This window comes from Pseudomonas costantinii, from assembly GCF_001870435.1.
Taxonomy (GTDB): Bacteria; Pseudomonadota; Gammaproteobacteria; order Pseudomonadales; family Pseudomonadaceae; genus Aquipseudomonas; species Aquipseudomonas costantinii.
The window spans coordinates 178,508-193,572 of record NZ_MDDR01000016.1; the positions used below are offsets into that span (position 1 = coordinate 178,508).

16 protein-coding genes are annotated in these 15,065 nt (G+C 60.8%); 7 read left to right on the forward strand and 9 right to left on the reverse strand.

Features of this window, described 5'->3' with window-relative positions; translation table 11 throughout:
- Positions 1–46: 46 nt before the first annotated feature.
- Entirely contained in the window at positions 47–919 is an 873-nt protein-coding gene (locus BFL40_RS09215) for a LysR substrate-binding domain-containing protein (protein ID WP_071483669.1), read from the reverse strand.
- Between the two features lie 111 nt (positions 920–1,030).
- Between BFL40_RS09215 and BFL40_RS09220 the strand changes: the two genes are divergently transcribed.
- The 4 genes from BFL40_RS09220 (at position 1,031) to BFL40_RS09235 (ending at position 6,511) form a co-directional block, all read left to right on the forward strand.
- Positions 1,031–2,656, forward strand: coding sequence for a 5-guanidino-2-oxopentanoate decarboxylase (locus BFL40_RS09220; RefSeq protein WP_071483670.1), 1,626 nt, complete (start codon positions 1,031–1,033; stop codon positions 2,654–2,656).
- On the forward strand, positions 2,653–4,095 hold the full coding sequence (locus BFL40_RS09225) for an aldehyde dehydrogenase family protein (protein ID WP_071483671.1): 1,443 nt from the start codon (positions 2,653–2,655) through the stop codon (positions 4,093–4,095). The genes BFL40_RS09220 and BFL40_RS09225 overlap by 4 nt, the downstream gene beginning before the upstream one ends.
- A gap of 155 nt (positions 4,096–4,250) precedes the next feature.
- Entirely contained in the window at positions 4,251–5,438 is a 1,188-nt protein-coding gene (locus BFL40_RS09230) for a CynX/NimT family MFS transporter (protein ID WP_071483672.1), read from the forward strand.
- Positions 5,439–5,575: 137 nt separating this feature from the next.
- Positions 5,576–6,511: a LysR family transcriptional regulator gene (locus BFL40_RS09235; protein WP_071483673.1), complete on the forward strand. Its 936-nt coding sequence runs from the start codon at positions 5,576–5,578 to the stop codon at positions 6,509–6,511.
- Positions 6,512–6,635: 124 nt separating this feature from the next.
- Here BFL40_RS09235 and BFL40_RS09240 read toward each other — a convergent pair whose 3' ends face one another.
- The 3 genes from BFL40_RS09240 to BFL40_RS09250 all read right to left on the reverse strand — a co-directional run bounded on the left by BFL40_RS09240 (position 6,636) and on the right by BFL40_RS09250 (position 9,217).
- The gene (locus BFL40_RS09240; RefSeq protein ID WP_071483674.1) at positions 6,636–6,998 is read right to left on the reverse strand and encodes a 5-carboxymethyl-2-hydroxymuconate Delta-isomerase; all 363 of its coding nucleotides are present in this window, start codon (positions 6,996–6,998) and stop codon (positions 6,636–6,638) included.
- Between the two features lie 69 nt (positions 6,999–7,067).
- Positions 7,068–8,255, reverse strand: a complete 1,188-nt coding sequence (locus BFL40_RS09245; protein WP_071483675.1) for a low temperature requirement protein A — start codon at positions 8,253–8,255, stop codon at positions 7,068–7,070.
- Between the two features lie 26 nt (positions 8,256–8,281).
- The gene (locus tag BFL40_RS09250) at positions 8,282–9,217 is read right to left on the reverse strand and encodes a LysR substrate-binding domain-containing protein (protein ID WP_071483676.1); all 936 of its coding nucleotides are present in this window, start codon (positions 9,215–9,217) and stop codon (positions 8,282–8,284) included.
- Positions 9,218–9,346: 129 nt separating this feature from the next.
- Between BFL40_RS09250 and BFL40_RS34055 the strand changes: the two genes are divergently transcribed.
- Positions 9,347–9,523 carry a hypothetical protein gene (locus tag BFL40_RS34055; protein ID WP_176999756.1) on the forward strand — a complete coding sequence of 59 codons (177 nt, stop codon included), beginning with the start codon at positions 9,347–9,349 and terminating at the stop codon, positions 9,521–9,523.
- On the opposite strand, the gene BFL40_RS09255 is transcribed toward BFL40_RS34055, so the two are convergent.
- The 4 genes from BFL40_RS09255 to BFL40_RS09270 form a co-directional block, all read right to left on the reverse strand.
- Positions 9,478–10,803: an MFS transporter gene (locus BFL40_RS09255; RefSeq protein WP_071483677.1), complete on the reverse strand. Its 1,326-nt coding sequence runs from the start codon at positions 10,801–10,803 to the stop codon at positions 9,478–9,480. The two genes, BFL40_RS34055 and BFL40_RS09255, sit on opposite strands and share 46 nt — an antisense overlap.
- 311 nt (positions 10,804–11,114) lie before the next feature.
- The gene (gene kce, locus BFL40_RS09260; protein WP_071483678.1) at positions 11,115–12,047 is read right to left on the reverse strand and encodes a 3,5-dioxohexanoate:acetyl-CoA acetone transferase; all 933 of its coding nucleotides are present in this window, start codon (positions 12,045–12,047) and stop codon (positions 11,115–11,117) included.
- Between the two features lie 67 nt (positions 12,048–12,114).
- Positions 12,115–12,903: an SDR family oxidoreductase gene (locus BFL40_RS09265; RefSeq protein WP_071483679.1), complete on the reverse strand. Its 789-nt coding sequence runs from the start codon at positions 12,901–12,903 to the stop codon at positions 12,115–12,117.
- Complete coding sequence (locus tag BFL40_RS09270) at positions 12,900–13,622, reverse strand: GntR family transcriptional regulator (protein ID WP_071483680.1); 723 nt, start codon at positions 13,620–13,622, stop codon at positions 12,900–12,902. Before BFL40_RS09270 ends, BFL40_RS09265 begins: the two co-directional genes overlap by 4 nt.
- Positions 13,623–13,773: 151 nt before the next feature.
- Here BFL40_RS09270 and BFL40_RS09275 point away from each other — a divergent pair, with 151 nt between their 5' ends.
- Positions 13,774–14,343 (forward strand): hypothetical protein, encoded by a 570-nt coding sequence (locus tag BFL40_RS09275; RefSeq protein WP_071483681.1) that lies wholly within the window; start codon positions 13,774–13,776, stop codon positions 14,341–14,343.
- A complete protein-coding gene (locus tag BFL40_RS09280; protein WP_071483682.1) occupies positions 14,340–14,729 on the forward strand; it encodes a VOC family protein in 390 nt (129 codons plus the stop codon). The genes BFL40_RS09275 and BFL40_RS09280 overlap by 4 nt, the downstream gene beginning before the upstream one ends.
- A gap of 17 nt (positions 14,730–14,746) precedes the next feature.
- Here the strand turns inward: BFL40_RS09280 and BFL40_RS34060 are convergent, their stop codons facing one another.
- Positions 14,747–14,893, reverse strand: a complete 147-nt coding sequence (locus BFL40_RS34060; RefSeq protein WP_162843039.1) for a hypothetical protein — start codon at positions 14,891–14,893, stop codon at positions 14,747–14,749.
- Positions 14,894–15,065 lie beyond the last annotated feature (172 nt).

A 15,065-nucleotide genomic window follows, 5' to 3' on the forward strand; every position in this document is an offset into this window, starting at 1 on the left:
GTGCCTGACACGCCGTCAACGCAGCCTCGCCAGGGCTCGACAACTGCTACGTGGGTTTTGCCTGATCGACCAGCCAGCTCATCAGCGCCTCAAGCCCAGCCGACGGCTCTGTCCCCGGCGGATACACCAGGTAATACCCCATCCCCGTCGGCACCCGCAGTTCAAACGGCGTCGCCAAGCGCCCAGCCTTCAGATCCTCGCCAATCAACGCACTGTCGCCAATCGCCACGCCCGAACCTTGGGACGCCACTGTCATCGCCAGATCCAGCGTCTCGAAATGATGCCCTTGGGCCAAATTGCTCAAGCGCGTATTGGCCGCCTTCAACCAAAACGCCCAATCCCGCTCATCCCGCGCGGGGTGCAGCAGCACCTGTCGCTGCAAATCTGCCGGGGTGTGCAAACCGCTGAGCAACGCTGGCGCGCAGACCGGCGTGAGCTGTTCATCAAACAAATGTCGCGCCTCAGTCGATTGCTCGGCGATGGGCGCATAGATCACCGCCGCATCGAATTGCTCGCGACGAAAGTCCACGGTGTAGGCCACGGTAGTGGTGAGTTCCACCGGTACATCCGGGCGTTCCTGTTGCCATTGCATCAGGCGCGGCAGCAGCCAACGCATCACGCAGGTGGAGGCCTTGATTTGCAGGGTCTCGCGCCGGTCGCCGATCTGCTCCACCGCATCAAGGATCAGGCCGAACACTTGTTGTGCGCGCAACGACCATTCGCGGCCTTCCTCGGTCAGGCTCAAGCCCCGTGCCTGGCGCTGGAACAAGGCGTAGCCCAAATGACTTTCCAGCCCGGCAATCTGCCGGCTCACCGCGCCTTGGGTGATGTGCAATTGCTCGGCGGCGCGGGTGAAGTTGCAGCACTGGGCCGTGACCCAGAAGGTGTGCAACGCGGGCAGCGGCGGAAGGCGTTTCATAGGGGCTAAGCCATGACGTGAGGACATGGCTAGTATGACTTTTTATCGATTGTTGGCGCTACCGGCCAGCCGGTCCAATACCGCCTCGAATCAATAACAAGAGCGACATGTATGGCGACCTGCGGCGAAGTATTGGTCAACCTCCTGGAAAGCTACGGCGTGGACCAGGTGTTCGGCATCCCCGGCGTGCACACCGTGGAGTTGTATCGCGGCCTGGCCCGTTCCAGCATCCGTCACGTCACTCCGCGCCACGAACAGGGCGCCGGTTTCATGGCCGACGGTTATGCACGCACCCGCGGTAAACCCGGCGTGTGTTTCATCATCACCGGCCCCGGCATGACCAATATCACCACTGCCATGGGTCAGGCCTATGCCGACTCGATTCCGATGCTGGTGATTTCCAGCGTGCAATCGCGCAGCCAATTGGGCGGCGGGCGCGGTAAGTTGCATGAGTTGCCGAATCAGGGCGCGATGATCGCGGGCGTAGCGGCGTTCTCCCATACCTTGATGTCGGCGGCGGAATTGCCCGGCGTACTGGCACGGGCATTCGCGCTGTTCCAGGCCGGCCGACCGCGCCCGGTGCATATCGAGATTCCACTGGATGTGCTGGTGGAAAACGCCGATGCACTGCTCGGCAGCGAGCCGGTCAGTGTGGCCCGTGCCGGTGCCGCGCCGTCGGCGGTCAAGCAGATGAGCCAGTTACTGGCCGCGGCCAAACGGCCATTGATCCTCGCTGGTGGCGGCGCGATTGATGCCGCCCCTGAGTTGACCCGCCTGGCCGAAACCCTCGGCGCGCCGGTGGCCTTGACCATCAATGCCAAAGGCATGCTGCCCTCCACACACCCGCTGCTGATCGGCTCGACCCAGTCCCTGGTCGCCACGCGCGCCTTGGTCGCCGACGCCGACGTGGTGCTGGCCATCGGCACTGAACTGGCGGAAACCGACTACGACGTGACCTTCGCCGGTGGCTTCGAGATCCCCGGCACGTTGCTGCGTATCGATATCGACCCCGACCAGACCGTACGCAACTACCCGCCGCAAGTGGCGTTGGTGGCCGACGCGCAGATCGCAACCGAAGCCCTGCTGGCCGAGCTGAACAGCAAGCCATTGCCTGATCGCAGCAGCGATTGGGGCGCTGAACGCGTCGCCCGTTTGTGGGCCGAATTGACGCCTGCTTGGGACGCCGCCACCCGTGCGCAAACCCTGTTCCTCAATACCGTCCTGGAAGAACTTCCCGGCGTTGTGCTGGTGGGCGACTCCACCCAACCGGTGTACAGCGGCAACTTGACCCTGAACCTCGATCACCCACGCCGCTGGTTCAATTCCTCGACCGGCTACGGCACCTTGGGCTACGCCTTGCCAGCCGCCATCGGCGCCTGGCTGGGGCGTGGCGATGGGCAACCGGTGGTGTGCCTGATCGGCGACGGCGGGCTGCAATTCACCCTGCCGGAACTGGCCAGCGCGGTGGAAGCGCGCACGCCGGTCATCGTGCTGCTGTGGAACAACCAAGGCTACGAGGAGATCAAGAAATACATGGTCAACCGCGCCATCGAGCCGGTGGGCGTGGACATCTACACCCCGGACTTTATCGGCGTGGCCAAGGCCTTGGGCTGCGCCGCCGAGAGTATCCAGGGCATCGAGCACCTGCGCGCTGCATTGCGTGCCGCCGTCGACCGCCAGGGGCCGACGCTGATTGAAATCGACCAGGGCCTTTGGATGAAGGAGGTAGCGGTATGAGCGCAGTCTTGAACGGTGTGTTTATCGGTGGTGAATGGCGTGCAGGCCATGACGTGTTGGAAGTGATCAACCCTGCGACCGAGGCCACCTTGGCCCACGTCAGCGTCGGTGATGCGAATGCCGTGACACAGGCGGTCGACGCGGCCAGCGCGGCCTTTATCGATTGGTCGAAAACCACCGGCCGGGATCGCGGCGCCCTGTTGCGCAACATTGCCCAAGGCGTGAGCGAACAGCGCGAACAACTGATGCAGTTGCAGTCGAGCAACAATGGCAAGCCGCTGTTTGAGGCGGGTATCGATGTGGACGACGTGATCGCCACGTTCGAGTATTACGCAGGCATCGCCGAAGACATGGACGCCGGGCAAGATCGCCCGGTGGCGCTGCCCAGCGATGATTTCAGCGCGCGCCTGCGCCGCGAACCGTGCGGCGTGGTGGGGCTGATCGTGCCGTGGAATTTCCCGATGGTCACCACCGCGTGGAAGCTTGCCCCGGCCCTCGCAGCGGGTTGTTGCGTGGTGCTCAAGCCGTCGGAAGTCACGCCATTGGCGGAACTGCAACTGGCGCGAATTATTGCCGAGGCAGGGTTTGCGCCCGGGGTATTCAACCTGGTGTGCGGTACGGGTTTAGCCGTTGGAGCGCCGCTGGCAGCGGACCGTCGAGTCGCCAAAATTTCCTTCACCGGCAGTAACGCAGTCGGCGTGCAAGTCATGCAGCGCGCCGCCGAAACCATCAAGGGCGTGAGCCTGGAATTGGGCGGCAAATCCTCACTGCTGGTACTGGCCGACGCCGACCTCGACCTGGCGGTGGAACTGGCCTGTGGCGGTGGTTTTTTCAACGCCGGGCAGATGTGTTCCGCCACCAGTCGCGTGCTGGTGGCTGACAGCCTTGCGGACGAATTCCTGCAACGTTTGCAGGTGCGGGCTGAAGGGATTCGCGTGGCTGACCCGTTTGCCGAAGCGGTGGAAATGGGCGCGTTGATCAACCGTGCGCAGTATCAGCGGGTGCTGGGGCATATCCAGCGCGGCGTTGAGAATGGCGCTCGGTTGGTGTGCGGCGGCGAGCGTCCGGCGGACTTGTCGAAAGGCTATTTCATTCGCCCGACAGTGTTCACCGATGTGCCGTTGGACAGCGCGTTGTGGAACGAAGAAATCTTCGGGCCGGTGCTGTGTGTACGACGGTTCAGCACTGAGGGCGAAGCCATCGCCCTGGCCAACGACAGTGATTTCGGGCTGGTGGCCAGTGTGGTCAGCCGCAGCGCCGAAACCGCCGAGCGTGTGGCCAATGCCTTGCAAGTTGGGCTGGTGTGGATCAACGCGCCGCAGGTGATCTTCCCGCAAACGGCGTGGGGCGGTTACAAGCAGAGCAGCATCGGCCGCGAGCTGGGGCCGTGGGGGTTGGCGGCGTTTCAGGAGATCAAGCATGTGATTCGGTCTAACTAACAACAAAGCCCAATGTGGGAGCTGGCTTGCCGGCTCCCACAGCTGTTAGGTGTCACATTCAAGCCTGCAATTTTTCAATAGCGCCAACGACTTTCTCATTTGCCCCCCTCCCCCGTGCGTGGCCTGATTCGCCCTTGTTCACTCAAGGCTCGCCCATGGAAAACGTTCACGCAAAACCCACCACCGCCATTTGGCTGATGATCAGCGTTGTACTGGTCGCGCTTAATCTGCGCCCATCGATGGCGGCAGTCGGCCCGCTGCTGTCATCGATTCGCGGCGATGTGCCGTTGAGCTTCAGCGGCGCAGCCTTGCTGACCATGCTGCCGGTCATGGCCATGGGCCTGGCGATGTTCTTTGGCATGGGCCTGGCCAAGCGCTTTGGCGAGCACCGCAACATTGTGGTGTCGCTGGTGGTGATTGGTGTGGCGACGCTGTCGCGGTTGTTCCTGGACTCGGCGTTGGAATTGATCGTCAGCGCCATCGCTGCCGGTGTGGGTATCGCGATGATCCAGGCCCTGATGCCGGCGCTGATCAAGTCGCGGTTCAGCGACAACGTTTCGCTGTTCATGGGCCTGTACGTCACCGCCATCATGGGCGGCGCGGCGCTGGCTGCTTCGTTCTCGCCGTTCGTGCAAGTGCACACCGGCAGTTGGCGCATCGGCCTGGCGATCTGGGCGGTGCTCGCGCTGTTGGCCGTGGTGTTCTGGTATGCGCAACGTTCGATACTGCCGCCGCTGCCTCAAGCCGGTTCAGGCCCGCAAGAGTCGTTTTTCGGCAATCGCCGGGCCTGGTTGCTGGCACTCTTTTTCGGCCTTGGTACTGCGTCCTACACCTGTGTGTTGGCGTGGCTGGCGCCGTACTACGTGGAGCAAGGCTGGAGCGAACAGAATGCCGGTTTGCTGCTGGGGTTTCTGACGGCGATGGAAGTGGTGTCCGGCCTGGTCACCCCGGCCATTGCCAACCGCCGCCAGGATAAACGCGGGGTGGTCGCCGTGCTGCTGGTGTTGATCATCCTCGGTTTCTGCGGCTTGATCCTCAGCCCCCAACACTTGAGCCTGCTATGGCCTTGCCTGCTGGGCCTGGGTATCGGCGGCCTGTTTCCGATGAGCCTGATCCTCTCCCTCGACCACTTGGACAACCCGCGCCGCGCCGGTGGCCTGACGGCATTTGTGCAAGGCATCGGTTACTTGATTGCCGGTCTTTCGCCATTGATCGCCGGGATGATCCGCGACCAATTAGGCAGCTTCGAATGGGCCTGGTGGTCGCTGACGGCAGTGATCGCGGTGATGTTGCTGATCGTCACGCGCTTCAATCCAAAGCATTACGCGCAACATATCCGCTGACGTCGTGTTACCAACACTTTTTGTCCCACGCCAAACATAGAAACACCCTACAGAGCTTTCTATTGGCACGACCGTTCCGTTAAGCTTTTGCCCTTGTCGCGCGCTGCCTCAGTGCCAAGGCTTACCGGACGGAACGGATGCTAAACAGTAATTTGCTCAGAAAGCTCGATATGCAGGACTTGATGGTGTTTATCGCCGTCTATGACCAGAGCAGCGTTACCGACGTGTCCGAGACGCTGTTCGTCAGTCAGTCCACCGTGAGCTACAGCTTGAAGAAGCTGCGCACCAGCTTTGAAGATGAGCTGTTTATCAACACCCGGGCGGGCATGCGGCCGACGTACAAGGCCACCACCATGTACGGCCATGTGCAGAAAATTCTGGAAAGCATCAACCTGTGCCACGCCGGTGGCCAGGCCTTTGACCCGATGCAGAAGGCTGTGACCTTTAATGTCTGTGCCCCGGAATACTTCGAACAACTGATTCTGCCGCGCCTGCTGAAGAACTTCGACCGCGCCGACCTGCCGGTGATCGTCAATGTGCAGAAGCTGGAAACCGACATCCCCGCCGACGACCTGCGCGAAGGCCGTCTCGACCTGGTGATTTGCTTCGGCCCGCACTTTCATCGCGCCCACAAAGACTTCAAGACCCAGATGCTGCTGGAGGACGACCTGGTGTGCGTGTTCGACAAACGTTCGGCGCCCCGCGAGCCCGCGTTCAGCCTGCAATCCTTCGTTGAACGACGCCATGTGTTCCCTACGCCTTGGACCTCAGACACCAACATGATCGACGGCTGGCTGGCGCGTCAGGCCCATAAACGCCAGGTGATTGCCCGAGCCAACAGCTACAGCGCGGCCTTGAAGCTGATCAGCGGCACCGACTTCATCGTCACCCTGCCCCGCCGCGTGCAAAAACTGCTGGCGCCGGCAACGGTGTTCGGCCATTGCGAAGCGCCCAATGGGTTGCCGGGGTTCACCCTGGATATGCAGTGGAACGAAACCAGTGGACAGGACAGCGCCAATACCTGGTTCAGGGAACAGGTGGTAAAAGTCTGCGCTGACCAGGGATTACTCTAACCTCCCGACCATGCGTAGCAGCTGTCGAGCCTTGGCGAGGCGGCGTCAGCGGTGCGTCAGCGGTGCGTCAGATACACCGCAAACGCAGCCTCGCCAAGGCTCGACAGCTGCTACGGGAGATACCTTAGCCGATTGCGACTTTGCTGTAGGAATCGCGGTCCATGTCTACCAGCAGAACACTGAGTTGAACCTGTAAATCCGCCGGCCAGTCACCCAGATCCTGCAACGCCGCCAACAGGCTTTCCGACAACTGCTTCTTGACCTGTGGCGACCGTCCGCTGAGCAGCGACAACGTCACCGCGATAAAACCGCGCGGGCTGAGGGATGTGCCTACCTGGAAACTCTCCACTTTCACTGCCCGGCTTTTGATATCGAACTCGGAACCGAACTGCCCGGATGCCATCAGCACATTGTTGAGCCGCAACAGGGTTTTCTCGACGGCCAGGTCCGGCAGGTTAGCGGTGTATTCCAGGTGCAGGTGCGGCATGAAAGCTCCAAATTGTTGTAGGAAAAGAGTCCTACATATACCACGTGGCCGAACTGAATCAGACCGTTTTCAATGTGAAGCGTCGGTCAGGCTATGCAGCGAACGATGTTCCCAAAACGCCACGATCACCAATACCGTTGTGGTCAGGGCACCCAGCACCAGCGCCGAAAACACCTGCTGTAACCCCAGCGGCAACAACACCAGTAACATCAGCAACCCGCCCAGGTGCGAGAGCGGTGGCAATGGCCGATCACTCATCACCCACTTGAACAACGCACTGCCCAACAGAAACAACCAGGGGCCGGCGATGATCGCCACGATGCCCACCTGGCTGGCATGCCCCGGATGCACGAGCACCAACTCGTCCGCCACCGCACTGACAATGATCCCGGCGACGATCAGCACGTGCAGGTAGGTGTAGGCAATCCGCGCCTGACGGCCAGGGTCGACAGAGCTGGCAATACGGTGATGGGCGCGCTCGGCGCCGCTGTCGAAATAGATCCACCACAGGGCGATGCTGCCCACTACCGCCACCAGGAATGCCGCCAGTCCGTCCACGCTCCAGGGCAACTCGGCAAAGGTGGCGCCCGTCACCAGCAATGACTCCCCCAGGGCGATGATTACAAACAGGCCGCAGCGTTCGGCCATGTGGTTACCTTCCACATTCCAGTCCGCAAGCGTCGAACGCCCGAGACCCGGGACCCAGAAATACACCGACGGGGATATCAGCTCAATCAATAGAGCCAGGGCCCAGAAGGCCAGACGCTGCTCGCCTTCGAGCATCGCGCCGGTCAGCCAGAACACTGCGGAACAGAGCATCCACGCCAGGATCCGCTGGAAATTACGGGTCATGTTCAACGACTCGCCGCGCACGGCCCACAACGCGAACAACGTGCGTCCTACCTGCATAAATACGTAGGCGCCAGCAAACAGCAAGCCTCGATCGGTAAACGCCTTGGGGATCGACGAGGACAACAGCAGGCCGGCCACCATCAAGCCGAACAGGCCGATGCGAACCGGTATTTTTTCCGGATCAAGCCAGTTGGTGACCCACGAGGTGAAGATCCATACCCACCACACAGCGACCATCATCAGCGCCACCTGCACCGCGCCGCCGAGGGTCAGGTGGGCAAGCAGTGAATGGGACAATTGGGTCACGGCAAACACGAACACCAGATCGAAAAACAGCTCGACCATGCCAACCTTGCCGCTGTCATGATTGCCACGCCCACGCAGCAAGAAACGAGATGAGGTCATCGGTGGATCTCCCTGAAAAGGCTATCTCAAGATTTTGGCGCCAGTACCGGCAGCATGTCCCGCTCACTCATGAATGCCTCCAGCCGCGAGCGCATCCAGCGCTCCGCCGGGTCTGTATCGACATGACTGAGCCAGACCATAGATAAGTCCAGGGTCGGGGTTTCGAACGGGAACGGTTCGCAGAACAGATGCCCGCTGGCGGCCATGGCCTGGGCGGTGTAGTCGGGCAAGCTGGCGATCATGTCGGTACCTGCGAGCAACGCCGGCAGCGCACTGTATTGCGGCACCGACAGCACCACATGACGCTTGCGACCAATCTCCGCCAGCCATTCATCGGCAAACCCGGACACGTTGGCAGTGTGGGACACCAGCACATGGGGCCGTGCGCAATATTCATCGAGGGTCAGCGGTTTGTCCGACGCATCGGCGCGCAGGATGCACGGGCGTATATGCCGCAATAACTTGCGCTTGGCATTTGCGGGCAGACCGCGGGTTTGGGTGATGCCGACGGTGATCTCACCAGACGCCAGCAGGTCGGGGATACGCCAGTAATCCACATGCTGAACCACAAACACCACCAGCGGCGCTTCCTGGCGCAAGGTGCGCAGCAAGGGCGGCAACAGGCCAAATTCGACATCATCGGACAGGCCGATGCGAAAGGTCATGGTGCTGATGGACGGGTCGAAGTCGTGTGTCAGGCTCAGGGCCGACGACAATGAATCCAACGCCGGCGACAGGTGCTGAATGATTTCCTCGGCCCGCGCGGTAGGCTCCATACGGTGACCGACACGAATGAACAACGGGTCGTTGAACAATGTGCGCAAACGGTTGAGGGCCGAACTGATGGTCGGCTGGCCAAGAAACAGCTTCTCCGCCACCCGCGTCACATTGCGCTCGAGCATCAGTGCTTCGAAGACCACCATCAGGTTGATGTCGGCCTTGCGTAATTCATTACGATTCATCGGCGCCTGCCCCTTTCCCCAAGACAAGCCGCAGTTTAGAAAGCCCGCGGGGCTGCGTCTATGCGCACACTGTTCATCCGGGGCCTTTGGGACTATAAATCAGCTTCCCAGGGTTACAGGAACACTGCCGTGCTGGTCATTCTTGCCTTAAGCGTCCTGCTCAGCGGGATTTTGCTCTGGGCCATCAAATTCATCGCCAACCCCACCGCCAGGACACTGCTGCGCGTTTTTGTCGGTTTATGCCTGGCGGCAGTGGTGGCTTATCTGGTGCTGGCTTCAGGGTTCCCGACCTCGTTACTGGTCTGACCCGCCTCTTGACCCTGGCGCAGCCGCAGCGCTGCCAATGCGGCTATGACCAACACCACCGCAATCACTTTCAAGCCGTTCATCGCGTTGCCGGTGCTCATTTCAATCACGCCCATCACCGACGGCCCGACAAACCCGCCCAACAACCCGCAGGCGTTGACGAAGCCCAGCCCGCCTGCCAGTGCGACGCCCTTGAGGCGTGAGGCCGGGTAGAGGAACACGATTGACTGCACCACAAAAAACATCACCGCTGACAGGCAAAACCCCAACAGGCTGAACACCGGCCCCGACACCGACGCGATGCCCAACCCCAACGCCATGGTCAACAACCCGGTGACCAGCAGTCGACGCGCACGCCCCGGCGTGGTCGCAAATCGTGGCAGCCACACCGCGCCCAACGCCGCCGCAATCCAAGGCAGTGAGGTCAGCAAACCGACGCTCATGGTACTCAGCTCACCGTATTTGCTGATGATGCTCGGCAGGAAAAAGATCACGGTGTAGACGGTGATCTGATGGCAAAAATACACAAAGATCGCCAGCAGGATTTGCGGGGTCAGCCAGTTTTTCAACGAGTGCCCGCCCTCGCCTGCGCCCTCTTCGGTTTCCAGGGCGATGCGTTGTTCGATACCGCGCGCTTCTTCAGCCGTCAGCCACGGCGCTTTGCTCGGGCGGTCCGGCAACTTGCGCCACACCACCCAGGCGAACGCCACAGCCGGCAGCCCTTCGAGCAGGAACATCCATTGCCAGCCGTGCCACCCCATAATCCCGTCCATGCGCATCAGGGCCGCGCCCACCGGGCCGCCGATGATGTTGGCAAAGCACACGCCGAGCAGGAAATAACCGGTGGCCCGCGCCCGTTGCTCACGGTTGAACCAGTAAGTCAGGTACAGCATCACGCCGGGGAACAGGCCGGCTTCGGCAATGCCCAGCAGCAGGCGCAACACGTAGAACGAGGTCTCACCTTGCACAAAGGCCATGGCAGCCGAAATCAGGCCCCAGGTCACCATGATGCGCGCGATCCAGAACCGCGCGCCGACCTTGTGCATGATCAGGTTGCTGGGGATTTCCGACAGCGCGTACGTCAGGAAAAACAACCCGGCGCCCAGCCCGTAAGCGGCGGCGGAAATGCCCAGGTCGACGTCCAGGTGATGCTTGGCCAGGGCAATGTTGGTGCGGTCCAGAAAACTCAGGATGTAGGCGATGATCAGCAAGGGCATCAACTTGGCGAACATCAGTTTGTTCAGCGCCTGCGGTTCGCGGGCCGGGGTGGCGGTATTCATCGACAGTTCCTCTTGGCGCCCCGCCAGCCTGGCTGGGGAGCACATCAATGTTGTTCTAGGGTTGGAGTTGCACAACCAACGCCTGCGGGCGATGGGAGAACAGTTGCAGCAGCGCGCCGCACTCGCGCTGCTAGCCGTTGGCGCTGTCGATCCAATACCGCCGTTGTTGGTCGACGTCCCACACCGGGCCTTTGCCCGAGGTCGTCTTGACGTCCACAAGTACTTCGATACGCATGGTGATCCCCTTATTGTTGTTGTGCGGGATGCAAGCCGCGCCAAGACGCAGCCCCGTTGTTAATGAAAAGGCAGGGTTAGAAATTTACTTGGTCACGCCCCTTGAGCCCGAGAATTTCCCGCGCTTCATCCGGTGTGGCGACCTTCAGGCCAAGGGCTTCGATCACCAAACGAATACGCCGCACCTGGTCAGAATTCGACGCCGCCAGTTTGCCCGGGCCGTCCCACAGCGAATCCTCCAGGCCCACCCGCGCGTTGCTGCCCATGGACAAGCCCATGGTGGCCAACGGAATTTGCCCACGCCCGGCACCGAGGATCGACCACACATAATCGTCGCCAAACAGGCGGTCGGCGGTGCGACGCATGTGCGCCAGGTCTTCCGGGTGCCCACCAATGCCGCCACGCAAGCCGAATACCGACTGGATAAACAGCGGCGGCTTGAGCAGGCCACGCTCCAGGAAGTGCGCCGCCGTGTATAAGTGCCCAATGTCGTAGCACTCGATTTCAAACCGGGTGCGGTTCTCGGCGCAGGAATTGAGGATGTGGGTGATGTCGCGGAAGGTATTGCGGAAGATCCGGTCGTCGCTCTCTTCCAGATAGGGGCGCTCCCAGTCGTGCTTGAACTCGGTAAAGCGGTTGAGCATTTCGTACAGGCCGAAGTTCATCGAGCCCATGTTCAGCGAGGCCAATTCCGGCTTGAACTGCATCACCGGCTGCAGGCGTTCTTCCACGCCCATGGTCGGGGCGCCACCGGTGGTGATGTTGATCACCACGTCGCTGGCGGCCTTGATCTGCGGCAGGAACTCGGCGAACAGCGCCGGGTCTTGGCTTGGGCGGCCGTCAATCGGGTCGCGGGCATGCAGGTGAACAATCGCTGCACCGGCTTCGGCGGCACCGATAGCAGCGTCAGCAATTTCCTGCGCGGTGATCGGCAAATGCGGCGACATTGAAGGCGTATGAATCGCACCGGTGACGGCGCAGGTGATGATGACAGGACGATTTTTGGACATGACGATTCTCCGACTTTTATTCTTATGAAAAAAATCCTGGGTGCAGCGCGATGTGTTCTTCCGTGGCTTACAGGTACTCGACGTTACCGTCGACACTGATCGCTTGGCCGGTCACGTTGCGGGCGGCGGGCGAACAGAGGAACAAGGCCATGGCCGCGACGTCTTCGGCGGTGACCATGCGTTTGAGGGAAATCTTGTTGAGGTATTCCTGGCGCATCTCGGCTTCAGGTACGCCGACCTGTTCGGCACGGGCACGAATCACACCGTCCATACGCGGGCCTTCGACGATGCCGGGCAGCAAGGCATTCACCCGGATATCGCTCTCGCCCAGCTCCGAGGCGAGGGATTTCATCAGGCCGACGATGGCCCATTTGGTCGCGGCGTACGGTGTGCGCCACGCGTAGCCCAGTCGCCCCGCTACCGAGGCGATATGCAGCAAATGGCCGTGGGGCGATTCCTTGAGCATCGGCACCGCATGGTGGGCAAAACGGTATTGCGCCGTCAGATTGATATTGATGGTGGCTTGCCATTCGACGTCGCTGATCGCGTCGATACCACCGGTGGGCCCGGCGATCCCAGCATTGTTGACCAGCACATCGAGGCCGCCGAAATGCTCGCGCTGGACCTTGAACACCGCCTCGATCTGCGCGGCATCGCTGACGTCGGCACGGGTGGCGACAGTGCCCGGGTACTTGTCGCGAAAGGCCGCCAGGGCGGGTTCGCTGACGTCACACACATGCACCTTGGCACCGGCCTCCAAATAGGCCGCCGCCAACACTTCACCGATGCCGGCAGCCCCGCCGGAAATCAACACACGTAACCCAGGATAGGGCTGCAGCCGCTGTAGGACACTCATGCACGTTTACCTCCTGAAGCAGACGACCGCGCACGGTCGTTCTTGACGAGCAGGCGCGCCAGGGAGTCGGCGGCCTGCATGATGTCATCGGTCACCGCCGCGCGGGCGCCGGCACCATCGCGGGCGGCCAGGGCTTCGACAATTCGCGTGTGCGCCTCCATCGAGCGTTGCAGGTGAGCTTTATCGGGGGCGACCAGGGCAAAACACGGCCCCATGTGCAGCCAGAAGTTTTCCACCGCGGCCATGGTCAAGTCGGCCTGGGCGACTGCGTAAATGCGCCGGTGGAAGGCGAAGTTGGTCCACAGGTAGCGGGACACGTCGACTTCATCGGCGGCGTGCTGCATCTGCCGACACAGGTCGGTGATTTCGTCGAGGTCGGCTTTTTGCAAGAGCAAAACGGCCTTTTCCGCCAGCAACCCTTCGAGGGCTACCCGCGCATCACGAATTTCGCGCAGGCGGTCGACTGTCATCAGGCGTACACGCAAACGAGAGGTTTCGGTGACTTCAAAGGCGTTTTCGGCGCTGAGGCGTTGCAGCGCTTCGCGAACCGGCATCGGGCTGGAGCCGAGGGCTTCGGCGAGGCCGCGGATGGTGAGTTTCTGGCCAGGTTGGAAACGGCCACTCATCAGCGCTTCGCGGATCTGGCGATACACCTGGTCTTGCAAGGTATCGCGGGAAACCTGACGCAGGGTGGGCAGGAGGAGCGGACCATCTGTCATGAGTCAAACCTGTGTTGTCGTTCTTATGGCTTCAATATGTGATCACAAATCAAATATGTCAAATAATTTCCCGGAGACACAAGAGAGCCCTTGTCACCAAGTCACTGCCTGCCGATCATGCATGCCTCCAGGAACGGACGCCGCATATCCCATGAAAATCCGCTGCATTGCCCTACCGCTGTTACTCGCTGGATGCGTGCCCCTGACGCCCTACAAGGCACCGGTCGAAGGCCCGCTGGCGCAGATAAAAAGTGAACTGAGCACCCACGACAGCTACAACGAATGGCTGAGCGTCAGGGTATCGACGGACGTTGATTGTCTTGAAGGCAGGCAGGCGACACGGAATAAGGAAACCGCATTGTTCTCGGTGCACAGCACCACTTCACGTCCGGCCGGCTACGTGGATATCGCCGCCAACCAACCGCTGCACCTGGTGATGGGTGGCCTGGCAAGCGCCGATCAACGTTGTACGATTGAGTTCGTCACCGAGTTCGCGGCCGGTAGGCGCTACGTGCTAAAAGGCGGGATTGTTGACACCGCCTCTGCGCACGGCCGCCTGTGTCGGATTGACGTGGTCAATGCCGATACCGGAACCTCGCTCGTTCAATTCGAAACACCGACCCAAGTGACTCCCGCCCCCACGGAAAGCTATGCCAGGAGGCAATTTATGGCTCACCAAGGCTGCTATGTGCCATCACCCAACAAGGATCGCCAACCATGAAATTCGCCTACACCATCATCTACGTTCCCGACGTCGCCGCCTCCCTGGAGTTCTTCGAACAAGCCTTCGGTTTCAGTCGCCGTTTCCTGCATGAATCAGGCACCTATGGCGAGTTGGAAACCGGCGAGACCACCCTCTCGTTTGCCGCGCATGAATTGGGCGAAATGAACTTCAAAGGTGGCCATATTGAGGCGCACACCTCCGGAAAACCCTTGGGAATGGAAGTGGGATTTGTGACAGAGGATGTGCTCGCCGCTCATGCCAAGGCACTTGCACAAGGCGCAACAGAACTCTCGGCGCCGAGCACCAAGCCTTGGGGGCAAGTCGTGTCTTATGTGCGCTGCCCGGATGGAACGCTGGTGGAGTTGTGCACCCCGGTCCATTGATCAGGGCAACACAATTTTCAAGGTTTCAGCGGACGTTCCTGATCCAGCTCGGAAAGCTCTGTGCCATCGTCGGGATGCTTCCAGGTCTGCGGTTTTTCCTCCTCACGTGGTTGCCGGGGTTTCTCATTCTCCGGCTCATCCCGCCGTTTCTGTTCGTTAGCCATTGCCACCTCCCATCCGTAAGAATTGGTCACACCTTTAAGCATAGAACAGGGCCGGGATTTTGGTCGCGCCTGGCGATTGATAACCTTCACGCATCAATACATCCAAATAACTCACTTATCATTTCTAAATGTGTCAGCCACTATCCGCGGTCTTAAGCGAAACAAGCACTTT